The 24,186-nt window shown below is 58.0% G+C and carries 23 protein-coding genes; 11 read left to right on the top strand and 12 right to left on the bottom strand.

The annotated features are described in order from the left end of the window. The first annotated feature begins 15 nt into the window (after window positions 1-15). The 7 genes from IF205_RS20250 (at window position 16) to IF205_RS20280 (ending at window position 7,929) form a co-directional block, all read left to right on the top strand. On the top strand, window positions 16-1,296 hold the full coding sequence (locus IF205_RS20250) for a helix-turn-helix domain-containing protein (RefSeq protein WP_259781169.1): 1,281 nt from the start codon (window positions 16-18) through the stop codon (window positions 1,294-1,296). 128 nt (window positions 1,297-1,424) lie between these two features. Then, entirely contained in the window at window positions 1,425-2,546 is a 1,122-nt protein-coding gene (ispG, locus tag IF205_RS20255) for a flavodoxin-dependent (E)-4-hydroxy-3-methylbut-2-enyl-diphosphate synthase (protein WP_259781170.1), read from the top strand. A gap of 27 nt (window positions 2,547-2,573) precedes the next feature. Continuing rightward, complete coding sequence (gene hisS / locus IF205_RS20260) at window positions 2,574-3,818, top strand: histidine--tRNA ligase (protein ID WP_259781171.1); 1,245 nt, start codon at window positions 2,574-2,576, stop codon at window positions 3,816-3,818. 14 nt (window positions 3,819-3,832) lie between these two features. Continuing rightward, window positions 3,833-5,134 (top strand): glutamyl-tRNA reductase, encoded by a 1,302-nt coding sequence (hemA, locus tag IF205_RS20265; protein ID WP_259781172.1) that lies wholly within the window; start codon window positions 3,833-3,835, stop codon window positions 5,132-5,134. Continuing rightward, complete coding sequence (gene prfA, locus IF205_RS20270) at window positions 5,131-6,216, top strand: peptide chain release factor 1 (protein ID WP_259781173.1); 1,086 nt, start codon at window positions 5,131-5,133, stop codon at window positions 6,214-6,216. Before hemA ends, prfA begins: the two co-directional genes overlap by 4 nt. A gap of 5 nt (window positions 6,217-6,221) precedes the next feature. Then, window positions 6,222-7,067, top strand: coding sequence for a peptide chain release factor N(5)-glutamine methyltransferase (prmC, locus tag IF205_RS20275; RefSeq protein WP_259781174.1), 846 nt, complete (start codon window positions 6,222-6,224; stop codon window positions 7,065-7,067). Between the two features lie 226 nt (window positions 7,068-7,293). Continuing rightward, complete coding sequence (locus IF205_RS20280) at window positions 7,294-7,929, top strand: DUF4167 domain-containing protein (RefSeq protein ID WP_259781175.1); 636 nt, start codon at window positions 7,294-7,296, stop codon at window positions 7,927-7,929. A gap of 61 nt (window positions 7,930-7,990) precedes the next feature. Here the strand turns inward: IF205_RS20280 and IF205_RS20285 are convergent, their stop codons facing one another. Continuing rightward, window positions 7,991-9,148: an alpha/beta hydrolase gene (locus IF205_RS20285; protein ID WP_259781176.1), complete on the bottom strand. Its 1,158-nt coding sequence runs from the start codon at window positions 9,146-9,148 to the stop codon at window positions 7,991-7,993. An 82-nt stretch (window positions 9,149-9,230) separates the two neighbouring features. Here IF205_RS20285 and IF205_RS20290 point away from each other — a divergent pair, with 82 nt between their 5' ends. Further along, a complete protein-coding gene (locus IF205_RS20290; protein WP_259781177.1) occupies window positions 9,231-10,145 on the top strand; it encodes a LysR family transcriptional regulator in 915 nt (304 codons plus the stop codon). Here IF205_RS20290 and IF205_RS20295 read toward each other — a convergent pair. Beyond that, on the bottom strand, window positions 10,137-10,901 hold the full coding sequence (locus IF205_RS20295) for an MOSC domain-containing protein (RefSeq protein ID WP_259781178.1): 765 nt from the start codon (window positions 10,899-10,901) through the stop codon (window positions 10,137-10,139). The genes IF205_RS20290 and IF205_RS20295 overlap by 9 nt on opposite strands. Window positions 10,902-11,023: 122 nt before the next feature. On the opposite strand from IF205_RS20295, the gene IF205_RS20300 reads away from it, so the two are divergent. Next, window positions 11,024-13,402, top strand: a complete 2,379-nt coding sequence (locus IF205_RS20300; protein ID WP_259781179.1) for a Lon protease family protein — start codon at window positions 11,024-11,026, stop codon at window positions 13,400-13,402. A gap of 10 nt (window positions 13,403-13,412) precedes the next feature. Next, window positions 13,413-14,003 carry a D-sedoheptulose 7-phosphate isomerase gene (locus IF205_RS20305; RefSeq protein ID WP_259781180.1) on the top strand — a complete coding sequence of 197 codons (591 nt, stop codon included), beginning with the start codon at window positions 13,413-13,415 and terminating at the stop codon, window positions 14,001-14,003. Window positions 14,004-14,008: 5 nt separating this feature from the next. Here IF205_RS20305 and IF205_RS20310 read toward each other — a convergent pair whose 3' ends face one another. Next, window positions 14,009-14,821, bottom strand: a complete 813-nt coding sequence (locus tag IF205_RS20310) for a hypothetical protein (RefSeq protein WP_259781181.1) — start codon at window positions 14,819-14,821, stop codon at window positions 14,009-14,011. A gap of 258 nt (window positions 14,822-15,079) precedes the next feature. Between IF205_RS20310 and secA the strand changes: the two genes are divergently transcribed. After that, on the top strand, window positions 15,080-17,743 hold the full coding sequence (gene secA, locus IF205_RS20315) for a preprotein translocase subunit SecA (RefSeq protein ID WP_259781182.1): 2,664 nt from the start codon (window positions 15,080-15,082) through the stop codon (window positions 17,741-17,743). A 134-nt stretch (window positions 17,744-17,877) separates the two neighbouring features. Here the strand turns inward: secA and IF205_RS20320 are convergent, their stop codons facing one another. From IF205_RS20320 to IF205_RS20360, 9 genes are all read right to left on the bottom strand, one after another. Continuing rightward, window positions 17,878-19,263 (bottom strand): DEAD/DEAH box helicase, encoded by a 1,386-nt coding sequence (locus IF205_RS20320; RefSeq protein WP_259781183.1) that lies wholly within the window; start codon window positions 19,261-19,263, stop codon window positions 17,878-17,880. 291 nt (window positions 19,264-19,554) lie between these two features. After that, window positions 19,555-20,007, bottom strand: a complete 453-nt coding sequence (locus tag IF205_RS20325; RefSeq protein WP_259781184.1) for a DUF2147 domain-containing protein — start codon at window positions 20,005-20,007, stop codon at window positions 19,555-19,557. 63 nt (window positions 20,008-20,070) lie between these two features. Then, window positions 20,071-20,451: a 3TM-type holin gene (locus IF205_RS20330; RefSeq protein WP_259781185.1), complete on the bottom strand. Its 381-nt coding sequence runs from the start codon at window positions 20,449-20,451 to the stop codon at window positions 20,071-20,073. An 83-nt stretch (window positions 20,452-20,534) separates the two neighbouring features. Continuing rightward, window positions 20,535-21,011: a cell wall hydrolase gene (locus tag IF205_RS20335; protein ID WP_259781186.1), complete on the bottom strand. Its 477-nt coding sequence runs from the start codon at window positions 21,009-21,011 to the stop codon at window positions 20,535-20,537. Continuing rightward, complete coding sequence (locus tag IF205_RS20340) at window positions 21,008-21,313, bottom strand: hypothetical protein (RefSeq protein WP_259783323.1); 306 nt, start codon at window positions 21,311-21,313, stop codon at window positions 21,008-21,010. Before IF205_RS20340 ends, IF205_RS20335 begins: the two co-directional genes overlap by 4 nt. 49 nt (window positions 21,314-21,362) lie before the next feature. Next, window positions 21,363-22,865 (bottom strand): phage terminase large subunit, encoded by a 1,503-nt coding sequence (gene terL, locus IF205_RS20345; protein ID WP_259781187.1) that lies wholly within the window; start codon window positions 22,863-22,865, stop codon window positions 21,363-21,365. Window positions 22,866-22,868: 3 nt separating this feature from the next. Then, window positions 22,869-23,135, bottom strand: a complete 267-nt coding sequence (locus tag IF205_RS20350) for a hypothetical protein (RefSeq protein WP_259781188.1) — start codon at window positions 23,133-23,135, stop codon at window positions 22,869-22,871. 113 nt (window positions 23,136-23,248) lie between these two features. After that, window positions 23,249-23,602, bottom strand: a complete 354-nt coding sequence (locus IF205_RS20355; protein WP_259781189.1) for a hypothetical protein — start codon at window positions 23,600-23,602, stop codon at window positions 23,249-23,251. Then, window positions 23,599-24,024: a hypothetical protein gene (locus IF205_RS20360; protein WP_259781190.1), complete on the bottom strand. Its 426-nt coding sequence runs from the start codon at window positions 24,022-24,024 to the stop codon at window positions 23,599-23,601. The genes IF205_RS20355 and IF205_RS20360 overlap by 4 nt, the downstream gene beginning before the upstream one ends. Between the last annotated feature and the right edge of the window lie 162 nt (window positions 24,025-24,186).

The following is a 24,186-nucleotide window of genomic DNA, read 5'->3' on the forward strand; positions in this document are numbered from 1 at the left end:
GCAGAAGAAAGTAGAATGCAAAACACGGATGCGGAACAAACACAGGAACGCCGGCGACGGGTGGGTGATATCCTGCGGGGCGAACGACTGGCCCGCGACCTGGATTTGAACCAGGTTGCCGAACAGCTTTGTATCCGTCGCGCTTTTCTGGAAGCTATCGAAAACAGCCGCTATCAGGATTTGCCGGGTACGACCTACGCCTTGGGTTTTGTGCGCACCTATGCCGAACACCTGAAGCTGGACGCAAAATCCCTTGTCGAACAATACAAGGTCGAAGCGGACGAACTGGAGCAACAGACCAAGCTTCATTTCCCGGAACCTCTCCCCGCCAAAAGCCTGCCGGGTGGCGCCCTGGTCTTTATCGGCCTGCTGCTGCTGGCTGTTTTCTACGGCATCTGGTGGTACCTCAACAATCAGGGGAAATCGGTCACCGACCTGATCCCCGCCGTGCCGGAGCAATTCTCGGAACTTCTGGAAGACGGTGAAGCGGAGCCGACGACCGGCGACGTGGCGGAAAGCCCTGCGCCGGCAACCTCCGAAATGGCCACGACGGCGGCACCTTCCGATATGTCCGGCGATGCTGCGGAAATGACCAGTCAGACATCCGACGCCGCTGCTGACACAGCATCAGCAACAGCCGAAATGGCAGCAGAAGCCCCTGCGACTGACGAAACAGCATCCGCAACCAGCGGAAGCGCGGAAGTCATCGTAGAAAACGCGCAGGATACTGCTACCACCGCTGCAGACCAGGCGACCACGACTGTCGAAACTCAGGCAGCAGGAGCAGCCGAAACCGCACAGGAAGCAACGGCTGAAACGCAGGAGACTGTGGCAGCCGAAGAGCAGGCACCGACGGCAGCCGACAACCAGGAAGCCGTAGCGACACCGACGCAGGATCAGGTGCAAGAGGCAACTGCGGCAGCAGAAGAAACCGCAGCGGCGCAAGCCGACACACCGACGCAGGCGGCCACCGCTTCCCCCGCACCCCAGCCACAGCCCGGCACCAACAACAAGGTGTTTGGCGAAGATAATGCCGATGCCCGCGTGGTCATCACGGCTAAATCCACCGCCTGGGTGGAAATCACCGGACCGGACGGCAAACGCCTGCTGACCCGCCTGATGAACAAGGGCGACCAGTATCGCGTTCCCAATATGCAAGGGGTCACCCTGGTGACCGGCAATGCAGGCGCCCTGGAGATTTCTGTCGACGGAAAAGACGCCCGGCCACTTGGTCCGGTCGGGGCCGTTCGCAGGGACGTATCGCTCAACCCTGAGGCAATTCTCGCCAACCAGTAAACGGCCAGAAACCGCACATGTGGATAAACCGGGTCAGTTTGCCGCCTTGGGCTTGAAATTTCCGGTTTTCCGACGCATGTTGCGGGCGCGGAGCATGGGCTCCGCCTAGGTACGGAGTTGGAAGGCCCATGAGTGTTCGGCCCTATCGCGATATTTATCGCCGTCAGTCCCGTCAGGTAATGGTTGGCGACGTCGCTGTCGGCGGCGGCGCACCGATTTCGGTGCAGACCATGACCAATACCCTGACCTCGGATGCGGATGCCACTATTCGTCAGGTTCAGGCGGCTGCAGAGGCCGGGGCCGATATTGTGCGCGTCTCCTGTCCGGATGAGGAATCCACCGCCGCCCTCAAGACCATTGTAAAGTCGGTGGATGTTCCCATCGTCGCCGACATCCACTTCCACTATCGCCGTGGTATCGAAGCGGCAGAGGCCGGGGCGGCCTGCCTGCGTATCAATCCCGGCAATATCGGCTCTCCGGAACGTGTCCGTGAGGTGGTCCAGGCCGCCAAGGATCATGGCTGTTCCATGCGCATCGGCGTCAATGCCGGATCGCTGGAAAAGCATCTTCTGGAAAAATACGGCGAGCCCTGCCCGGAAGCCATGGTGGAAAGCGGGCTGGAACATGCCCGCATCCTGGAAGACAACGACTTTTACAACTTCAAGATCAGCGTGAAGGCCTCGGATGTCTTCCTCGCGGTTGCCGCCTATCACGGCCTGGCCGAAGCCTGTAATTACCCGCTGCACCTTGGCATCACCGAGGCCGGGGGCCTGCGTGGCGGTACGGTCAAATCCGCCATCGGCATCGGTAACCTGCTCTGGGCCGGGATTGGTGACACGATCCGTGTGTCCCTGTCCGCAGACCCGGTTGAGGAAGTCAAAGTCGGTTATGACATTCTGAAATCGCTGAACCTGCGCCATCGCGGGGTCAATGTGATTTCCTGTCCCTCCTGCGCCCGCCAGCAATTCGACGTGATTGCAACCGTGAAAGTATTGGAAGAACGTCTGGCCCATATCACTACCCCGCTGACCGTGTCGGTAATTGGCTGTGTCGTGAACGGACCGGGCGAGGCCCGTGAGACCGATATCGGGTTTACCGGCGGCGGCAAAGGCACCCATCAGGTCTATATCGGCGGCCTGCCCCATCATCGTCTGCAGGACGAGAATGTGGTCGACCATCTGGTCAAACTGGTCGAAGATAAAGCGGCTGAAATCGAAGCCGAAAAAGACGCGGCAAACGCCGCAGAATAGCAACTCACAAGAAGAAAGGACGTCACCATGGCGGATCTACAACCCGTCCGCGGAACCCATGACCTGCTGCCGGAGGATATGCGTGGCCATCGACACGTAACCGATACGGCGCGGCATGTGGCTTTGCGCTATGGGTTTGAGGAAATGGCGACGCCGATCTTCGAATTCACCAATGTGTTTGCGCGCACCCTCGGTGACACGTCCGACGTGGTAACAAAGGAAATGTACACCTTTGAGGACCGTGGCGGCGATTCCATCACCCTGCGCCCGGAAAACACCGCCGGTGTGGCCCGCGCCTATATGTCCAACGGACTGGCGCAACATGCCCCCTGCAAGTTTTTCTACAACGGCCCGATGTTCCGCTACGAACGTCCGCAAAAAGGCCGCCTGCGCCAGTTCCACCAGATCGGCGTGGAACTGATCGGCCCGGCACAGCCCCAGGCGGATGTAGAGGTAATCGCCTGCGGCGTGGCTATCCTGAAAGGCCTGGACCTGTATAAGGAAACCACGCTTGAGCTGAACACGCTGGGTGATCCGGAAAGCCGCGACGCCTATCGCACGGTGCTGGTCGATTATTTCAGCGGCCATAAGGACAAGCTGTCGGAAGATTCGCTCAATCGTCTGGAACGTAACCCGCTGCGCATCTTGGATTCCAAGGATGAAGGCGACCGCGAACTGGTCAAGAACGCACCGGTCTTCTCCGACTATCTCAATGAAGCCAGCCGCGATTTCTTCAAGGCGCTGACCGACGGGCTGACCGCCCTCGACATCGCCTACGAATGGAACCCGCGTCTGGTGCGTGGCCTGGACTATTACTGCCATACGGCCTTTGAGTTCACGACCACCGCGCTGGGGGCCCAGGGCACGGTCATGGCCGGTGGCCGTTATGACGGGTTGATCGGCCAAATGGGCGGACAGCCAACCCCCGGCGTAGGCTGGGCGGCAGGTATCGAACGTCTGTCCATGTTGGCCGGCAACGCACCTGCGGCCAAACGCCCGGTGGTTATCGTCCCCATGGGCGGCGAGGCAGAGGTCAAAGCCCTGCGCATCGCAGAGGATCTTCGTGCAGAAGACCTTCGGGTGGAAATGGCCTATTCCGGCAATATGAAAAAGCGCATGAAACATGCCAACAAAGTCAACGCCCGTTTCGCCGTCGTGCTGGGCGATGACGAGCTCGCCAAAGGCGTTGCAGGCCTGAAAGACCTGGACAGTGGCAAACAGCAGGAAGTGCCGCTCGCCAATCTGGCACAGGTACTGGCAGAGAACGCCTGATCGGAGAGAAATCCATGCAGTCCACGCGGCCCATCATCGTCGGGGCGAGTTTCAGAACCGCCCAGGCGGGGCTGCGTGAACGGCTGTATCTGGACCAGGCCTCCCGCCAGGAAGCTTATCGCAAGCTTGCAGAACTGGGTCTGTCCCAGGCGGTTATCCTGTCTACCTGCGACCGGGTCGAAATCATCGCCTGCACCGACGACGAGGAAGGCGCCCTCCGGCAGTTGGAGACATTCCTTGCTGCACGCACGGAAATGCCTCCCAAACAGGTAACAGAACAGCTTTTCCGATATTGCGATGAAGAGGCAGTTCAGCATCTCTTCCAAGTCATCTCCGCCTTGGACAGTCAGATGATCGGCGAGGCTCAGATTTTAGGCCAGATCAAGGAAGCCGTCGCCGAGGCTGCCGCAGCCGATATGATCGGGTCCGAACTGGACGAGTTGCTGCAGGCAGGTTTCAACCTTGCCAAACGTGTGCGCAGCCAGACCAAAATCGGTGAAGGGGCTGTTTCGGTGGCCTCTGCGGCGATCCGCTTTGCCCGCGACCTGCATGGCGATCTGTCCAACTGCCGCGGCCTGTTGATCGGCCTCGGCGAAACCGGCCTCCTGATGCATGAACAATTCAGCCATGCCGGGCTGGAACAATGGATGCTGACCGGCAGCGCCCGGCGAACGGAACGTGTGGCGGGAAGACTGAACTGTCACTATCTGCCGTGGGAAAATCTGGCGACCGGCATTGCCCGCGCGGATGTGATCGTCACCGCCTCTGGAAGTGGCCGATTTCTCGTTACCCTGCCGCAAATCCGGCAGGCCTTGAAAGAACGGCGGCATAAACCAATCTTTTTGCTGGATACAGGAATTCCCGCCGATATCGACCCCGCGCTGGAGGAAGAGCGCGACGCCTTTCTCTATACGCTGGAAGATATTGAACGTCTGGCGGAACGTGGCCAGCGAGACCGGCAGGACGCCGCCGACGAGGCCCGGCGCATTGTCCGGGAAACTGTCGCGGAATATCGACACGCACAGGCAGAAAAAGAAGGTGTTCCGGCCCTCGTTGGTTTGCGGGCTCTTTTCAACCAGACCCGTGATGGTGTATTGGCCGATCATCCCAACGCGGATGCATCCGAGGCCACACGCCTGCTGGTCAACCGTCTGTTGCACCGGCCCAGCGAGGCCCTGCGCGGCATGGCGGGCGAAGGCGACGCGGCGGACTTCCGCGACACAATTACCGTCAACCGCATCCTGGAGCGCATGTTCGGTATCAGTGATATCAACGCGCCCAAGGCGGATAGAGATGGCGAAGGAGAAAATGAATGAGCTGGACTGATCGGCTGGACCGTGTGCTGGCACGCCATCAGGAACTATCGGACACCATGGCTTCCGGTCAGGTGGAATCAGACGACTTCACCAAACTGTCCAAGGAGTTTGCCGAACTTTCCCCGATCGTGGAGAAGGTGAACGAATTCAAGGCGGCCCAGCAGGAATTCGCCGACCTGGAAGAAATGATGAACGACCCGGATGCCGACGCCGATATGCGTGATATGGCATCCGAGGAATTCTATGCCCTGAAAGAGCGCATGCCGGAGCTGGAAAAGGAAACCCAGCTTGCGATGCTGCCGCAGGACGAGGCGGATTCACGCAACGCCATTATCGAGATCCGAGCCGGGACCGGTGGTGACGAAGCCGCCCTTTTCGCAGGTGACCTGTTCCGCATGTATCAGCGCTACGCCGCCCAACAGGGCTGGCGTGTTGAGATCATCGAGGAAAGTGAAAGCGAAGTCGGCGGCTACAGTCAGGTTGTTGCCTCCATTTCCGGCAACGACGTTTTCAAACGCCTGAAGTTTGAATCCGGTGTCCACCGCGTGCAACGTGTGCCTGTCACAGAAAGCGGCGGGCGCATTCATACCTCCGCCGCCACGGTTGCCGTATTGCCGGAGGCCGAAGAGGTGGATATCGAAGTCAATGAAGGCGACCTGCGCATCGACACCTACCGCGCCCAGGGCGCCGGCGGTCAGCATGTGAACACGACCGATAGCGCCGTGCGCATCACCCACCTGCCCACCGGTGTTGTAGTTCAGTGTCAGGATGAAAAATCCCAGCATAAGAACAAGGCCAAGGCCATGAAGGTCCTGCGCGCGCGCCTTTATGAATTTGAACGCGAACGCATTGCCAGTGAGCGCGCCGAAGACCGCAAGAGCCAGGTCGGCTCCGGCGACCGTTCGGAACGCATTCGCACCTATAACTTCCCGCAGGGCCGCGTGACCGATCACCGCATCAACCTGACCCTCTACAAGTTGGACAAGATCATCGTCGGCGAAGGTCTGGACGAGATCATCGACGCCCTGATCCTGGAGGACCAGATGCAACGTCTGGCCGCCATGGCGGAAGGCGTTCATTGACGTCGATGACAAAACCGCGCGCGGACAACCTGCTGGCCTGGGCGGCGGAACAACTCACCGCCGCCGGGATAGACAATCCTCGGCGTGAGGCGCGGCTGCTGCTGGCCCATCACATGGGCCGTACACCGGAACAGGTAATCGCCTTTCCGGAATATCCAGTATCGGATGCCGATCAATTCCGGTCCCTGATCGAACGGCGAAAGAACCGGGAACCACTGTCCCACATCACCGGACGACGTGAGTTCTGGAGCATGGACTTTGAAGTCTGCCGTGATGTTCTCGACCCCCGCCCGGACAGCGAAACCCTTGTCGAGGCAGTCCTGAATGCCCTCCCGGAGAAGGCCGCAGCGCTCAGGCTGGTGGACTTCGGAACCGGTAGTGGCTGCCTGCTCCTGGCGTTGCTCAGCGAATTGCCAAACGCAACCGGCGTTGGTGTGGACATGTCGGAGAAAGCTTTGGCCATCGCCCGGCGCAATGCGAAGCGGCTGGGACTGGCGACTCGATGCAGCTTCATACAATCGGACTGGGCGGAAAAGCTGGAGGGACAATTCAATATCGTCCTGTCAAATCCCCCATACATTGAAACAGCCGATATCGACGGATTGGAACCGGAAGTCGCGAAACATGAGCCCCGGCTTGCCCTGGACGGCGGACCGGATGGCCTCGCCCCCTATCGAATCATCATCCCAGAGGCGAAAAACATTCTTGTTTCAGAAGGGCTTATCGCCCTTGAATTCGGCAAGGGGCAGGATCTCGCGGTAACCGGCATCCTCGACAAGGCGGGCTTTGCTAATATTACCCCGCATCAGGACCTCACAGGCACCATACGTTGTTTGACCGCAAAAGCGTGAGTCAGATTAAAAAAACTGTGGAAAACTGCAAAAAAGGCTTGAAAAGACGCCTCCGATCGATAGGGTGAAACATGTCGATACGGCGCTGAAACGCGCGTCTGCTGGTTTGAAAGCCAGCCGAAACGAATTTAATCGACTTCCCGCTACACCAAAGAATAGTACCCGTGGGTTTTGACCACGGACTGAGCGAGTAGCGTATTTCCACCAGGCAACTGCGTGAAAGAATATGAGACAAAACAACAACAACAATAAGAACCGCCGCAACAATAATAATCGTGGTGGCGGAAACCGGCGCCCCTCTGCACGTCAGAACTTTGACTCCAATGGTCCGAGCGTGCGTATCCGGGGGACGGCTACGCAAGTTTACGACAAATATGTGGCCCTTGCGCGGGATGCAACCGCTTCCGGTGACCGGGTATTGGCGGAAAACCTGCTGCAGCATGCCGATCATTATTTCCGGATTCTGAACGCCGATAACGAGGCACGCCAACGCCGCCAGCAACAGCAGGCAGCGGAACAGCAAGCCGCTGCCGAAGCAAAAAGCGATAACGCCGACACGCAAGTCGACGCCGAAGCCTCCGAAGCCAACATTGCTGTCGCCGCGGACGAAAGCCGCAACGACGAAAAGGTAGAGGAAAAGCCGAAAGCGCGTCGCCCCCGCAAACCTGCGGCGGCAAAGACAAGCGAAGGCGAAGGCAACGACGCAGCGCCTGCAGAGGCATCCGAGGCGGAGGAAAAACCCAAACCCCGCCGCCGCAAGGCTGCTGCCAAGAAAACGCGCGCGAAAAAGGCTGAACCGGCAGAGGCCGACGCAGCCAATGACAGCGACAGCGACCTGACGACACCCGCCGTTGCCGAATAATTGGCGGTATCAGGGTCGAGACGATTGAAGGGGCGGCTGTAAAGCCGCCCCTTCTGCTTTTCTAATCTCCCAGAAAATCCAGCAGGGCCTGCGCCACCTCCGCAGGCCTTTCCAGCGCCAGCATATGCGAGGCCCCGGCAACCTCCCTATATGTGGCATTGGGCATCCGCCCTGCCATTTCACGCATCATCGCCGGTGTTGCCGACCGATCGAACTCGGCCGCCAAAAGCAGACTGGGACAGGTGATTTCCGGAAGATCAGACCAGGTATCCACGCCAGCCAGCGCCCGCCAGGCAAAGGCCCAGTCCTCCGGAAAGGCCCGTAAAATACTTTCACGGGCATAGCGTACCGGCCATTCATTGGCGGCCAGGGTTTCCGGCAGGAACCAACGGGTCAGGCTTGGTACGATCTGCGCTTCCATCCCCTCTTCCAGTCCCGCACGCGCACGTATCTCGAAGGCATCCTGGGCCTTGGCCATCGTGCAGATCAGGGCAAGTTTGCACAGGCGCTGGGGATAGGATCGTGCGAAGACCTGCGCTACTACCCCGCCCAGCGCCAGCCCGGCAATATGCGCCTGCTCCAGCCCCAGGACGTCCATCAGGTCTTTCAAATCATCGGCCATATCCTGCAAGGTGAAAAGCGCATCCATACCGGCGGCATGTCCATGCCCCCGGAAATCGTAGGCAATAACCCGATAGCGCCGCGCCAACAGGGCGGTCGCCCGCTGCCACATACGTCGGTCAACACCCAGCGCATGGGTCAGGATCAGGGGCTCCCCCTCGCCGCCGCTGTCCGACACCAGGGTCTCGCGCCCGTTAAGGGTAACAACACGCTCACTGGCAATCGGCTCCACATTCATTTCCGCCAGCGTGTCCCGCGTTTTGAACAGCATATTCAAGGCACGCGGATAACCGGCGTAGACACTGACATGTTCTGCCGCTGCAACCAGTTCCTCCGGTTCCACACCACAGCGCAAGGCCGCCTCCACATGCACCGCCAATTGCGGTTCCGCGCCACCGATTGCGCCCAATATGGCAACGGTCATCAATTCCCGTTCCCGCCGTCCAAGCTCTGCACGGGCAAACACGGTTCCAAATCCGTGCTCAACCAGTGTCCGGGCCAGAACAGGGCTGATCGCACCGACCGCCTGTTCCACCGCAACGCCACGGTCTCCATCAATGGCATGCAACTCTTTGAGGCCGATTTTTCGCTTCGACATTTACATCCTCCAAAAATCTGGAAGGCCATGCTAGTTTTTCAAATAGAGAATAAAAATAGACAGTTTTTCGGTATTATTTTTCATGAATGAAAAACTCGATTGGAACGATATCCGGTATTTCCTGGCCGTTGCCAGCCACCAAAGCCTGACAGCCGCCGCACATCAGTTGCATAGCAGCCCGGCCACCGTGAGCCGGAAAATCCAGGCGTTGGAGCATAGCATCGGCTATGCCCTGTTCACCCGCCATGTAACCGGCTACTTCCTGACCGACGATGGAGAACGGATGCTGGTCCTTGCCCGGCAGGTCGAGGAAAGCGTCCTGAACCTCACCCACAGCGGCCAACAACAGAAGGCAGACGCCGTCGGCGATGTCAGGATCGCCACTTCGGAGATGCTGGCACTGGACCTGATTGGCCCGGCCCTTCCCAAACTGAAACGGGACTACCCCAACCTGAAGCCGGAACTGGTTGTCGGCATCGGTTACGTAAGCCTCACCCGCCGTGAGGCCGACATTGCCTTACGCCTGACCCGCCCCAATCGCGGCAACCTCATTACCAAACAGGTTGGAAGGCTGGATTATGCCCTCTATGCAAGCCGGAACCTCGCCGCACGGTTCAGCCTGACGAAGGATATGGGCCTTGAGAACCTTCCTGCCGTGCCCCGTGTGGATTGGACCGACAACCACGCAGACATTCCCGCCGCCATCTGGCAACGGCAGAACCTCGGGGGCTCTCCGGTTTCGGCGGAAGCCAACCGCACAACGACGCAGCTATGCCTTGTCCGCGCCGGTCTGGGCGTGACCGTGCTTCCCTGCATGTCCGTAGTGGACTATGACGATCTCATCCGGATTACCCCACCGATCGCCGATCTGACACGGCCCCTTTGGCTGATTGTCCACAAAGACCTGCGACACAGCCCGCGCTATGCCGCCGTATTTGATTTTCTGGAAGAGGTTTGCCTGGAGAACGCAGACCTGCTGCAAGGGCGGTCAGGATAAGGTCGCGGCGTCGCCGACGGAAATCTCACCACCTTTGACCACCCTGCCATAAACACCCATGTCGATATGGCCGAAGCCCCGGCGCAGGCTCAGCGGGATATTCATATCCACCTCACCGGTTTCCGGGTTGGCGTTGGTTGCCGCACAGCGTTCAATCAGCTTGACGATTTCAAGCTCTACATCCCCGATGGTCAGGGTCTTGCCGACCCAGTCCTTTTCTTCCCAGGACTGAAGGCCTGCCAGATATAAATTTCCCCGGAAACGATGCGGATGAACCTTCTGGCGAATGACACGCTCTTCCAGGTCGGCGACGCTGGCGAGATTGATGATCGAAACATAATTGCTGGAGACATCGGAAAAACTGTCGCCCGATGGTGCTTCGACGATCCGAGGCATTCCGCGCGCGCCGCGCGGCATGAAACCGGCAAGGAAAGTCTGCAACGTCTGGCGGCCGATATGATCGCTCATGACGCCCCGGCTGACCGGACGCCCCTTGCGGGTGATCGTCAGTGCCGTCGTCTCTTCATCGAATTCAAGACCGAGTTTGGCCAGGCGCGGGTCACGCGCCAGCATCAGGAAATTCTGTTTGGGCGCCCATTCGGGTGCCGCCGGATCAACCTGCGAAGCCGCGTGGATAATACCCCAACGGCGGTCATAGGGCAGCGCCTGCCCCGGCGACAATGTCACCGTCTGCAAACAGTCAGCCGCCAATCCTTTGACCGGATACCGGCAAATTTCTTTCACTTCGATCATCATGCAGCGCAACATAACGAAAGTTTGAGCATACGAAAAGCTTTGAGATCACGATAAAAGCACCTTAATCTTAATGATGCCTAAATTATTGGCACATAAAGGCAAAACCTGAACAGGAGAAGCCTATGCCCGTCGAAAGAAATGCCCAGGAAATCGGACTTCCGCGATTTGAAGGCTGGCGAACACGCAACGGCAGCGTTTTCGACCTTACAAGTCACACCCGCGCACGCGAAGCCCTGGAGTTCGGCCTCGACATCAATCAACCCGGTTTCAACATCTTTGTGCTGGGGGCCGACAATTCGGGCCGGATGACACAAACCCTGGCATTTCTGAAGACAGCCCTGGAGGCGCAGCCCGCCCCCAACGACTGGGTCTACCTCAACAACTTCCTACGCCCGCACAGGCCCAAACCCTGTGCTCTGCCTGCCGGTGTCGGGCGGACATTCCGTTCGCGCATGAAGGTCTTCACCGCCAATCTCCACGATGCCCTGGAGGCCGCCTTTGAAAGCGAGGAATACCAGGGTCAGGTGGAAACCATCGGCGAAGAGGCGCAGGAGACCATTCGCGAGGAGATGGAGAAGCTCGGCAAGGAGGCTGCGGAAAGCGACCTGGCCCTGCTGCGCACCGAAGAGGGCGTGATGGTCACGCCGCTGGGTCCGGAAGGACAGCCCCTTCCCATTGATGACATTGAAGAACCGCGCCAGGCGGAACTCCGCGACAAGGCGAACGAAATCGCCGATGCCCTGAAAGAAGTGCATCGCGAAGCGGCACAGCGGCAGATGGAAACGGCGGCGCAAATTGAAAACCTCGACCGTGATCTGGCCGACGCAGTCATCAGTGACCTGCTGGAACCGGTTATCAAGGACTATGGCACCTACCCCGGCCTGGGCCGGTGGCTCACGATGGTCAAGGCCGACATCCTGGACAATCTCGGCGTTTTTCAGGCCGCATTCAATGCGGAAAATGAAGATACCGAGACTTTATATCGCGACGAGGTCGAGCGCCGCTATTCCGTCAACCTGTTCGTCGACAATGGCGACATGCCCTGTCCGGAACCGATTATCGAGGCCAATCCCACCTTCGAAAACCTGATGGGCTTTATCGAATACCGTTCCCTTGGTGGGGAACTGACCACCGACTTTTCAATGATCCGCCCCGGCGCTCTTCACCGGGCCAATGGCGGCGTCCTTGTCCTGCGCGCAGAATCCCTCGCCGGGCAGGCAGAGGCATGGGACGCCCTGAAAGGGGCCCTGCGCGACTGCAAGATCCGGATCGAGGAACGCCACCGCAAGAACGGCGTGCGCGTGGCGGGTTCCCCCACACCAAAGGCAATCCCTCTCAATCTGAAGATCGTCCTGGTCGGCACCCCCCATTGGTATTACACATTCTTTTCCCATGATCCGGATTTCCGCAACCATTTCAAAGTGAAGGCGGATATCGACCCGGATATGGAGGCAAGTTCCGCCAATCTCTCCATCTATGCGGGCCTGCTGCGCAACAGCGCAAAAGAACTGGGTATCGGCAGTCTGAAGCGCCCGGTCCTGCTCCGACTGCTGGGCAAGGCCGCCCGCTATGCAGAGGACCGTTCCCGGTTGAGTGCACGCTACGAACTGCTAAACGATTTGCTGGTCGAGGCCTCCCAGCTTTCCAAAGGCAAACAGATCACGCTGACCGCGCTGGAAAAGGCCGACACCATGCGCCGACGCCGCAACGCCCGCGTCGAGGACCGCATGATGGAACAGGTCACCACCGGCAAGCAGTTGATCGACGTGGAAGGTGCGAAGGTCGGCCAGGTCAACGCCCTGACCATCCTGGACATGGGCGACCACAGTTTCGGCAATGTGGCCCGCGTCACAAGCCGGGCCAGCATTGGCCGCAAGGGTCTGATCAATATCGAACATCAATCCGACATGGGCGGCCCGTTACAGCAGAAAAGCGTACTTGTGCTGCAAGGCTATCTGACCGGGGTTTTCGCCCGGCAAATCCCTGTTGCCTTCAACTGCACGATTACGTTTGAGCAAAGCTACAGCGGCGTGGAAGGCGATAGCGCCACCATGGCGGAACTGCTGGCTGTGATTTCCGATCTGGCAGGCGTCCCGCTGCGCCAGGACATGGCAGTCACGGGGTCGGCCAACCAGTTGGGCCATGCGCAACCCGTCGGCGGCGTCCGGGAAAAGGTGGAGGCCTATTTCCACACCTGTCAGGCCAAGGGAAAACTGAGCGGCAAACAGGGGGTAGTCGTCCCCGAAGCCAACGCGGTCAATCTGCTCTTCGACAAGGATATCGAGCAGGCCATTGCCGATGGGCGTTTTCATATCTGGACCGTGACCCATGTGAACGAGGCCCTGACCCTGTTTACTGATCTGGAGGTGGGGGAACCGGATAAAAAGGGCGATTATCCGGCGGACAGCCTCTATGGCCGGGTGCAAAAGCGGCTTGCGCAATTCGACCAAATCCTGCAACAACGGGAAACCGCCCTTGTGAATAAAAACCGCCCGCAATGAGGTCCCAGCCATGACTGCATTAGAAGACTATTTCAACAGCAACCTGGACTCCCATGCGGACGTTTTGGCCCGCACCAAGGCCGAATGCGTCGAAACCTTCTCCCATATGCTGGCCGGTTGGGTCGCCGCCATCCGGGACGGCAACAAGATCGTCTTCTTCGGCAATGGCGGCAGCGCGAGTGACGCACAGCATCTGGCGACCGAAATGTCCGTGAAACTGAAGGACGACCGCGCCCCCATCGCTGGCCTGGCACTGACCACCGACACATCGGCGCTGACCGCAATCGGCAACGACTATGGCTTTGATTACCTGTTCGAACGCCAGGTCCGCGCCCTGGGCAAGCCTGGCGATATTGCGGTGGGCATTTCCACCAGCGGCAATTCGGAAAACGTCAACCGCGCGCTGGTCGCGGCGGCGGAAATCGGCATGGTGCCCATGGGTCTGACCGGTCGTGATGGCGGCAAGATGGCCCCGCTCTGTGATCCGGCCCTGATCATTCCCTCCGACATCACCGCGCATATCCAGGAAATGCACATCACGCTCGGCCATATGCTGATCGGTGCGCTTGAAATCGAACTGGGACTGGTCAGCAATTCCTGACCGGGTCAGACAGAAACATCCGTCTTGTCCGGCTCGCCCAGGGACGCGGGCCCGCCTGTATCGCCGCCGATCAACGGCTGATCGGTAAAAATGCGCAACAGGTTCGCAGGGCCGGGCCTGCTAATGGAACCGACGCCGATCATACGATCGAAAAGCTGGGTAATCGCGTCCATTTTCCCCGCCAGCTCGGGGTCATCTGCAGACCGCTGGTCGTTCTGGTGATCACTTTGGGGATCATTGCCGATAATCAGATTGTCCCTTGTGCCAATTGACGCGGAAAACGTCGTCACAGACAGTGACAGGCTCATCCGCTCAATACTCAGATTGGTTTCCCCTTCTGCGGTTTTAATGCGCAGGTCGAAGCTTTCAATCGATACCGACAACTGCAAATCGGTGAAGGATAGCTGAGGGTCTGTCGCTCTGTCGATCAGCCCCTGCCCCATCTTCCTGGCGCGTTCGGATACAAGGTCTCCGATGTTTTGTGAAAACCGGCCGCGGGCATGAGGATCGTCCTTGGCCCCCAGCAAATCATGCAGGCGATGAACAAAGTCGGACATGCCCCGGGCGGTCCGTTCGGCCACGTCTTTCTTGTTGAAACCACGCCCGATCGACACCGCTTTTTTCGCGCTTTCCAGGGCATTCTGGGCATCATTACTCAGGAATACATTGCTGGAAGGCGCAGAATGCGGCTGCTCATCGCGATGCGCAGCCTGCCGTTGCTGCGACCGCAATTGCAAATCCGAATATGACAGCTGAAAAGTCTGGCGATTGTATTGCGCGCTTACCGCAGCAGCATCGCCGTTTAATCCGTTTCCCATCCTTGACCTCCCTTCTGGAACGAAATGGGGTGCGTCCAATCAACCGCAATCGGGCTTCTGCCCTGCGTTTGATGGCCGAGATAATACCACAAAGCCCGCATATGGAATAGAGGAAAGCCGATGTTGTAAGTTTTCTGCGACAAACGTTAACAAAGGCTTCCGTTGACAGTTGCCTTTAGGCCGCTTATCTCAAAGTCTCCCATTACTGGTAATTCGATTTCGCCTGACATAGTTATGATCCATATCGAGGCATTTTAAATGATTAGCGGACTGCTTAAGGCCGTGTTTGGCTCCGCCAACGACCGTATTGTAAAAACTCTTTTGACGAAGGTTGAGCGGATTAACGCTCTTGAGCCGGAATTCGAGAAGCTTTCAGACGACGCCCTCCAAGCCAAGACCGACGAGTTCCGCAAGCGCCTCGCCAATGGCGAAACAGAAGACGATATTCTGGAAGAAGCCTTCGCCACAGTGCGCGAAGCCTCCAAACGTGTTCTTGGCATGCGCCATTTCGATGTACAGCTTGTCGGCGGCATCGTGCTGCATAACGGCCAGATCTCGGAAATGAAAACAGGTGAAGGTAAGACCCTGGTCGCCACTGCGCCGGTCTACCTGAACGCGCTCTCCGGCAAAGGCGCCCATGTGGTGACCGTCAACGACTATCTGGCCAGCCGTGACGCCAACTGGATGAGCCAGGTCTACAGCTTCCTGGGCCTGACCACGGGCATCATCGTTCCCGGCGTTGACGATATGGCGCGCAAGGAAGCCTATGCCTGTGACGTTACCTATGGCACCAACAACGAATTCGGTTTCGACTATCTGCGCGACAATCTGAAATTCTCTCTGGAACAGATGGTTCAGCGCGAGTTCAACTTTGCCATCGTCGACGAGGTCGACTCGATCCTGGTCGACGAAGCCCGGACACCGTTGATCATCTCCGGCCCGGCGGAAGATTCCTCCGAAGCCTATATCAAGGTCAACGCCGTGATCCCGCTTCTGACCGAGGAAGACTACGAGAAGGACGAAAAGGCACGCTCCGTCACCCTGACCGAACAAGGTCAGGAACATATCGAAGAGCTGCTGAAGGAGAAAACGGACCTGCTGCAGGAAGGCGGCATGTACGACGTGCAAAACGTTTCCGTTGTCCATCACGTGAACCAGGGCCTGCGGGCGCACAAGCTGTTCACCCGTGATGTGGATTACATCGTGGACGGCGACAAGGTCGTCATCATCGACGAATTCACCGGCCGTAAAATGGAGGGCCGTCGTTACTCCGAAGGCCTGCATCAGGCACTGGAAGCCAAGGAAGGCGTCAAAATCCAGCTGGAAAACCAGACACTGGCCTCCATCACCTTCCAGAACTATTTCCGCATGTATCCGAAACTGTCCGGCATGACCGGCACAGCCATGACCGAAGCGGCGGAATTTGAAGAGATTTACAATCTGCAGGTCGTGGAAATCCCGACCAACCGCCCGCTTGCCCGTAAGGACTATGACGACGAGGTCTACCGGACGAGCCGCGAACGCGACAATGCGGTTATCACCCAGATCAAGGAATGCCAGGAACGCGGCCAACCGGTGCTGGTCGGCACCGCCTCGATCGAGCGTTCGGAGGAATTGTCCGCGACGCTGAAAAAAGAGGGCATCAAACACGAAGTCCTGAACGCCCGCCAGCATGAACGCGAAGCGCATATCATTGCGGATGCAGGCGTGCCGGGTGCGGTGACGCTGGCCACCAACATGGCCGGTCGCGGCACCGATATTCAGCTTGGCGGCAACCTTGAAATGCGCATGGAGCGTGATCTCGAAGGCATTGAAGATGCTGCCCAGCGCGAGAAACGCATCGAGGAAATCAAAGCCGAAATCGAAGCGGACAAGGCCCGGGTCATGGAGGCCGGCGGCCTTTACGTCCTGGGTACCGAACGCCATGAATCCCGGCGTATCGACAACCAGCTTCGCGGTCGTTCCGGTCGTCAGGGCGACCCGGGCGCATCCAAATTCTACGTCAGCCTGCAAGACGATCTGATGCGTATCTTCGGGTCCGAACGCATGGATGGCATGCTGCGCAAACTGGGCCTGGAAGAAGGCGAAGCCATCGTCCACCCCTGGGTCAACAAGGCCCTTGAAAAAGCCCAGCAGAAGGTCGAGGCCCGCAACTTCGACATTCGTAAGCAGCTTCTCAAATTCGACGATGTGATGAATGACCAGCGTAAGGTCATCTTCGAACAGCGTAAGGAAATGATGCGCAGCGACGATGTGCATGACACCGTGCTGGACATGCGTCACGACGTGATCGAAGAACTGGTCGAACGCACCATGCCCGGCAATGCCATGGCCGACCAGTGGGACATCGACTTCCTGAAAGAAGAATGCTGGCGCATCTTTGGCCTGGATCTGGATATCCATGGCTGGCTGAAGGAAGAAGGCGTTGCCAACGAGGAAATTCACCACCGCATCACCGACGCCGTGGACCGCAAGATGGCCGAGAAGGCTGCCAACTATGGCCCGGAAATCATGCGGATGGCGGAACGCAGCCTGGTTCTGCAGCTGCTGGACAACGCCTGGAAGGACCACTTGCTGCAGCTGGACCATCTGCGTCAGGGTATTGGCCTGCGCGCCTATGCACAGCGCGACCCGCTGAACGAATACAAGCAGGAAAGCTTCAACCTGTTCGAAGCCATGCTGCACGGCCTGCGCAGTTCCGTAACACAGGTTCTGTCCCATGTTGAACTGCAGGTCGGCACGCCGCCGCAGGAACCGGAAGCCCCCAAAGAGGCCCAGGCCCCGACCGGTGCCGCGGCGCTGGAAGCACAGGAAAACGCGGTTGATCCGAACAACCCGGACACCTGGGGCAAGGTTTCCCGCAATGCAGCCTGCCCCTGTGGCAGCGGCAAGAAGTTCAAACACTGCCACGGGCGCGTCTGACCGACAGCACGTTACAGGCACAAACTCAAAAAAGGGGCGCGATGATTTTCGCGCCCCTTTTTTTATAGCCTCATGTAACAGGTACAAAAAAGCCCGGCATATCGCCGGGCTTTTTCCTGTCTTTACGCGTACGGTCAGGCGATTTTACGCTTGAGCGTATCGAAACCAGCGGACGGTTTCTTACGGGCGAAAGGCTTCTTACCTTCGTCGCGTTTTCCGCCATTGCCCTTACCGGCGAAGGGCTTGCCGTCTTTACGCTCGCCAGACTTGCCGCCAAAGGGTTTTCCACCTTTACCACCGAAACCGGGTTTACCACTCTTGCCGAAGGGACGTTTGTTGCCGAATCCCTTCTTCTTGGCACCGGCAGGCTTGGCGCGCGGCGGAGCGTGATATTCATGGTCTTCGTCAACGTCAACGCGCTGTTTGATAACCTTCTCAATCATACGCAGGTGACGGACTTCGGAGAAATCGCAGAAGGACAGTGCAGTCCCTTCCGCCTTGGCGCGACCGGTCCGGCCGATACGGTGCACATAGCTTTCCGGGTCGGTCGGAATGTCATAGTTGATCACATGTGTGATATCCGGCACGTCAATGCCACGCGCGGCAACATCCGTTGCGACCAGAACACGGTGTTTCCCGTTCCGGAAGTTGCGCAGAATCTTCTGACGCAGGAACTGCGGCTTGTCACCATGGATCGCATCCGCGCGCACACCCGCCTCACGCAGGTGGTCGGACAGGCGGTCTGCATCCATCTTGGTGCGGGTGAAGATCAGCACACGGTCCGTGCCCGGTTTTTCCAGAACATCCGCCAGCAGCGCGGATTTATTCCGGTTCAGGACAAAGCAGACCTTGTGGGTCACCTGTTTGGTAACGGAGGCTGCCGGCGCCGTTTCGATACGAACCGGGCTTGTCAGCAGGGCATTGGCGAAACGTTCCACCATCGGCGGCATCGTCGCAGAGAAGAGAATGGTCTGATGATCCGGGTGCAATGCCTTGGAGATGCGGTTGACGTCATCAACAAAACCCATGTCCAGCATGCGGTCGGCTTCGTCCAGGATGAAGGTATCCACCATGTCGAAACGGACAGTCCCGCGCTGCACATGGTCCAGCAGGCGTCCCGGCGTTGCCACCAGAATGTCGATCCCACGCTTCAGCATCTGCATCTGCGGACGCATGGGCGCACCACCGAAAATAACGGTGTGGTTCAATTTCATCCCGCGGGAGAATTGACGGATGTTGTCGCCGATCTGCGACGCAAGCTCACGCGTCGGCGCGAGAATCAGCGCACGCGGCGTGCCCGGCATCGGGCGGCCATTATCCGCAGCGGCCAGGCGATGCAACATCGGCAGAACGAAGGCAGCGGTCTTGCCGCCACCGGTCTGGGCAACGCCCAAAAGGTCTTTACCTTCCAGCAGTGCCGGAATGGATTCCGCCTGAATTGCAGTCGGCTCGGTAAAGCCCTGCTCGGCCACAGCCTTAACGATCGGCTCGATGAGGCCGAGTTCAGCAAAATTAGTCACTTACAAATAATCCTTTTCCTGTATGTCCCGGACGCGAAATCAGGCAAAGCCAATTGGCTTTGCCGCGCTCTTCCGGGGCCTCTTAAGCTGCACACCGGGAAAAGGAAAACGCCTGGGGCATGTTAACCGGGATATCCGTTGGATTGTTTCCCGGTTTTGCTTCCCATTACATATGGGGTCTGTTCAACGCGCTTGCCACATTTCAACAGTCAGCCAAGCGTGATGGATGCTTCTCCTATATGCTTTTAAGCATAGGGTCAAGCAAAGCTTATCCAGGCGTCGTAATCGTGGTCAATCTTCGACCGGTGTCCAGATCTGTTCCTTGCAGAAAATCAGGACACAGCCTTCAACCTTCAAGGTGCCGTCTTCGAGCAGTACCATTTCCGAGCTGTAGGTCTTTCCGTCTTCCGGATTATAGATGTCACCATCCTCATAGGTTCCCTGCTTTTTGCCCGGCACGAAGCCCGTCAGCAAGGGCAGTCCGATCAGTGGACGGTCACGAAGCCCTTCCCTCCGGTTTTTCCCGTCCAGCTTTGGCTTACCCGCGTCATCAAGGGGTTCGCGAAGCCACACGATGCGTCCGCAAACTTCCTTCCCGCATGGTTCGATAGCAACCTTGGACTTTCCACCTTTGGTTAACCAGGTCCCGTAAACATCGGTCTTTTCACCGGCCGCCATGCCGACACTGCTCGTCATAAAGGCCAAGGCACAGGCAATCCCGAGACATTTTCCCAACGTACTCATATGCATCTCCCTATTCGTAATATTTCTTACACGTTATTATTATTACGTATAGGTAACCACGAATCAATTCTTCTTCCAAAGATTGATTCCTTTTTCCGCCCCACGGCTGACGATATACCCGCCAACGCCAATCTTCAGAAGTTCCCAGAGATGGTCGGGCATCTCGGCCTTGGGCACATCGAAGATCGGTGCGATGACGTAGTTGTGGGCAACGATATAGCCAAACAAAACCATCAACATCGGGCGCCAGTTCCGCTGCAGCCAGCTTTCACCCTTGGCTTCCGCGACGACTACTTCGGCGGCTGTTTCTTCGATGCGTGCGCTGTGCTGCAACAATGTTGCCGCCAGTTCCGCCTCAACCTTATCCCGTTCCACGGTATCGGGTAGAACGCGGTCGAGCACTGTTCCCAAAAGCGGAGCGAGTAAACCAATCAAAGGGGCCATCCATCCTCCTTCCCCGGGGCGGCATTCGCAGGTCGCGCAAAAAGTTCATGCTGCGAATGCACCACGAATACCGCCCCGCATGTTCATGATATGTTCTTATAAAAAAGATGATTGCCGATTTCCGCGCAAGGGACACGCCCCGCAGCCCACCAGGGATTGAGATCAATATGATGGTAATGCGTCGCGCCGTTGGTCGGATCTTTCAGCGTAGCGTGTACGGCGCGGCGCGCCACACGAAGGCAGGTCTGAAAGGTCCGGTCGGACTTTTCGACAGCCAGAAGCTTCTCCCGGTTAGGGTCGTTCGCATTCCAACAGGAATACTGCCAGGGCATCATGCAGACTTCCTCCACGGTCGCCCCCCACCAGTGCCCCCCGCGCGCCTTGGCCTTATTCACACGATTGATAATGGTGGCGGCAACGGCTTCCTTACCACGCACGGTCTCTCCACGGGCTTCACCCCAAATTGTGCGCGCAAGAATATCGATGGCATTGTCATCCTTGGCCGGCCTCGCCGGGACACTAATCCTGTCTTTTTCTGCCGAATTACGAAACTCCGTCATTGCACTCTTCCTTCCCCTTTCTGTCCTGCACCAAGTTTGGCCTCAATTCTCAACAGATGATCCGTCAGCCGCCGTTCCACATCCTTCATATAGGGCATGGAGACATAGTTCTTGGCCACTTCGAGCTTGTAGGCGGCGAGGCTTTCCCGCGCTTGGGCAATGGCTGCATCCAGCCTTTTCTGCGCTTCCGCCAGGTCATAGTCATGGTCGCGCCGGTTGCGCCAAACCAACCAAAACAACCCTGCAAGAGAGGGGATTTCCACGACCGTGATCCACCAGGTCAGGCTACTCCCCTCCAGCATATGTTCCACAGGTATTCACTCCTTTTCGTCCGCCTGCTGCCATGTCGGCCTACAGGTCAAAATCATAATCTGCGCGAAGCGACTGCCCCAGGCGCTGCCAGTCAGGCCGCTTGCTCATGTCATTTTGTGAGAACGCCCTATGCAGCCGAACCGGCTCGCTCAACAAACATCCGGCAACCGCATCCAGCCCGTCATCCGCTCCCGCTTGCTGGGCTCCCGGACGCCATTCCCGCATTTCCCGCAGAAATGGGGTCTCCGCGACACTTTCATGCGCCCTGAGATTCCCTGCCGCCAGAACGGCATCGAAGGCTTCGATGATGCGTTTATCTTTCGGTTTTGTGTTGTGCCGCTCAACGACTGCAACCGATTGCCCCTGTTCTCTCAGAACCGATCGCAAAAGCCCCGGCAGAAACCGACCCACGCCATTGGTTTCCACTGTGACGGAGGGTAAACAATATTCTTTCAGAAAATCGCAGACGCCGGTGCATTGCTGCCGCGCTTCATCGGTCGGCAAGGACATGTCGACGGCAAGATAGCGAATGGCGTGCAGCCAATAACCGCCATCGCGATCTGTAAAGACACAGGCGATGACGGAACGGTCTCTCTTGCCGGATGCCCCATAGGCCGGGTCCCACCAGCAGGATGACGACACAAGTTCCTTTCCATCCAGCAGCAAGGCCGGAACCCCATTGCGTGTCTCATGGCTCAGGGAGGTATTATAGAGGTCAATCCTGTCAGGGTTCAGGCGACCGTCCGAATGGCTGACCGGCCGTAACAGCATCTGGCTTGAGAACTTGTTGGGACCATGTCGCCGACGGAGGTTCGCAATTGCCGCCCTGCCGTATCGCTCCGGCCAGGCCGGGCGGCCCCGATCATCGTGAATAGGGATGACAAGTCTTTCGAAACCACCCAGAAACGGCTCTTCTTCCCCGCTTTCCGGACGGGCACAATCCGCATAGATCGTGTAATAACTGTGGGGCGTTCCTACATAAAGCTGCATCCCGCCGGGAACCAGAATATAATCAATTTCGCTCAGGCGCTGCCTCAGGTCTTCGCGTTTACCTGCTGTATCACAGGTATTGGGCACCTCGACATCATCACAAATGACAACATCCGCGCGACTGCCGGTCACGTTGGCCCCGATCCCCCGCGCCAGCATGGACGGGTCTCGCAATTCCAGAGACCGTTGCACAGTGAATCGGTCCGATGCCCATTGATCCGCCCGTTGCGGTTTCAGGCCGACGGCCAGCGGGTGCCGTTCCAGCACCCGCTTGACGTTGCGGACCATCCGGATTGCCAGCGATTGTTCCGCCGCCAGAACCAGAATTCGAAGATTGGGATTTCGCGTCAAAAGCCACGCACAAAACAGCCCCACCAGCGTAGACTTCCCGCAGGCACGAAAGGCCATGAGGAGCAGGGCCGTCTCCTGCGAGGACCACATCCTGTCCAGCCATCGCGCAATACTCTTATGCACATCCGGCGTATCCCGGCCCTGGCTGTGATTCCAGATCCACAGGAATTCAGGAAAACTGGCGCTTGGCGCAACCGTCACGTTTTACCCCCTTTCGGTGTCCAGAGATCCAACGGCCTCCCTTGCGGCTGAAATCAGACCGTCCAGAGCGGTATCATTACCGTCGTCATCCCCATCGTCATCCGGCAGCCCGTCTGCCAGGTTCAACAGATTTTCCAGATGGGAAAGTGCTGTCTTTGCCGCGGCAAGCTGCGCTCCCTGTGCCTTGGGCTCTTCAGGCATTGGCGTAGACAGGATGCGATCATAGGCCTCAAGGGCAGCACTCAGCATCGACGGCAGTTTCTCTGCCACTTTTCGCCTGATCACCTCGGCCTTCGACCGACGGCGGCGAGAACCTCTCCTGTTAGAGGGAAATTGACTGCGTTTTTTCATTTTGTTTATGTTTTGTTCTTTCTGTTGTTAAATTAAAGCACGTTGAGGCCTGCCGGTCGAACCGCTTTCAGTTCTTCCGGCGTGGCTGCAGCGTCGATAGCCGGATCTGCCGGAGCATCACGCAGGGCCTGTTTCCGGGACACGATGACGGACGTGTCTGCACCGCTTTCGAGTGCCTTCATGAAATCCGCATCCAGGCCTTCTAGGGCAGGGGTGCGGACCTGACGAATTTTATCTCTCCAGATGTCCCGCGCCTTTGCCATATCCACGTCGATGACGGGTTGGTCCGGCTTTATCCATGCTTCGCGAAAGATGCGATCGGCGGGGACCGAAACGTCAGCGGCATTTACGGTTGCTTCAGGGGTCTTGATATAAACTTTTGTCATGCGGCTAGTCTCCATGCGTTGCGAAATCCCCTGTCCTCAGGGATTTGATGTTTCTGACAAATATAGAATTTCAGACGGTTGGCCGTTTCGTCCTGCCAGACATGCGAAGGCACGTCCTTCCGGATCAAATATTCGATGGCCTGTTCCTCCGTCATCGGCCCGAGTGGCGGCGTTTCGTGCAGGATATGCCCGTTCAGAACATGGCCTTTCTCGTCAATCTCCAACTGGTGATAGACCTCCACCGGCGGCAGGATGCCGCCCGCCAGGGCACAGGCCATCCACTCAGGAGCCGGAACCAGCACCGCCGCCGCCTCATCCATGTCACATTCGAAAACCACCCGGTAGTCCGTTTCGACGGGAGCGAGGTTTTCCTTTGCCCAGAGAAGGCGGTCGAATAGCGGCAACTCTGAAAGTGTCGTCATGGGAGTTCTCCATGTGCAGCCAAACTGTTATCAGAATTGTCGCGTCCACGTTGCCCCCGTTCAGACTGTTGAAAGGTCCGTGGCGCTCGATACATTCAAGGACACAACGTTGTTGATCTGGTCATAGTGCGCTCAGGGCTTTACGCGCCCTCCATCCACATG

The sequence above is a fragment of the Aestuariispira ectoiniformans genome (genome assembly GCF_025136295.1).
Classification (GTDB): domain Bacteria; phylum Pseudomonadota; class Alphaproteobacteria; order UBA8366; family Aestuariispiraceae; genus Aestuariispira_A; species Aestuariispira_A ectoiniformans.

Bases quoted from the DNA above. Each gene is read 5' to 3' on its own strand.
- IF205_RS20310 (WP_259781181.1), bottom strand. From the start codon at position 14,821: ATGGGAAACGGATTAAACGGCGATGCTGCTGCGGTAAGCGCGCAATAC.
- IF205_RS20290 (WP_259781177.1), top strand. From the start codon at position 9,231: ATGAATGAAAAACTCGATTGGAACGATATCCGGTATTTCCTGGCCGTT.
- hemA (WP_259781172.1), top strand. From the start codon at position 3,833: ATGCAGTCCACGCGGCCCATCATCGTCGGGGCGAGTTTCAGAACCGCC.
- IF205_RS20360 (WP_259781190.1), bottom strand. From the start codon at position 24,024: ATGACGACACTTTCAGAGTTGCCGCTATTCGACCGCCTTCTCTGGGCA.
- IF205_RS20280 (WP_259781175.1), top strand. From the start codon at position 7,294: ATGAGACAAAACAACAACAACAATAAGAACCGCCGCAACAATAATAAT.
- IF205_RS20295 (WP_259781178.1), bottom strand. From the start codon at position 10,901: ATGATGATCGAAGTGAAAGAAATTTGCCGGTATCCGGTCAAAGGATTG.
- IF205_RS20250 (WP_259781169.1), top strand. From the start codon at position 16: ATGCAAAACACGGATGCGGAACAAACACAGGAACGCCGGCGACGGGTG.
- IF205_RS20325 (WP_259781184.1), bottom strand. From the start codon at position 20,007: ATGAGTACGTTGGGAAAATGTCTCGGGATTGCCTGTGCCTTGGCCTTT.
- IF205_RS20305 (WP_259781180.1), top strand. From the start codon at position 13,413: ATGACTGCATTAGAAGACTATTTCAACAGCAACCTGGACTCCCATGCG.
- IF205_RS20330 (WP_259781185.1), bottom strand. From the start codon at position 20,451: ATGGCCCCTTTGATTGGTTTACTCGCTCCGCTTTTGGGAACAGTGCTC.
- IF205_RS20355 (WP_259781189.1), bottom strand. From the start codon at position 23,602: ATGACAAAAGTTTATATCAAGACCCCTGAAGCAACCGTAAATGCCGCT.
- ispG (WP_259781170.1), top strand. From the start codon at position 1,425: ATGAGTGTTCGGCCCTATCGCGATATTTATCGCCGTCAGTCCCGTCAG.
- IF205_RS20300 (WP_259781179.1), top strand. From the start codon at position 11,024: ATGCCCGTCGAAAGAAATGCCCAGGAAATCGGACTTCCGCGATTTGAA.
- IF205_RS20285 (WP_259781176.1), bottom strand. From the start codon at position 9,148: ATGTCGAAGCGAAAAATCGGCCTCAAAGAGTTGCATGCCATTGATGGA.
- hisS (WP_259781171.1), top strand. From the start codon at position 2,574: ATGGCGGATCTACAACCCGTCCGCGGAACCCATGACCTGCTGCCGGAG.
- prmC (WP_259781174.1), top strand. From the start codon at position 6,222: ATGACAAAACCGCGCGCGGACAACCTGCTGGCCTGGGCGGCGGAACAA.
- IF205_RS20340 (WP_259783323.1), bottom strand. From the start codon at position 21,313: ATGCTGGAGGGGAGTAGCCTGACCTGGTGGATCACGGTCGTGGAAATC.
- IF205_RS20335 (WP_259781186.1), bottom strand. From the start codon at position 21,011: ATGACGGAGTTTCGTAATTCGGCAGAAAAAGACAGGATTAGTGTCCCG.
- prfA (WP_259781173.1), top strand. From the start codon at position 5,131: ATGAGCTGGACTGATCGGCTGGACCGTGTGCTGGCACGCCATCAGGAA.
- secA (WP_259781182.1), top strand. From the start codon at position 15,080: ATGATTAGCGGACTGCTTAAGGCCGTGTTTGGCTCCGCCAACGACCGT.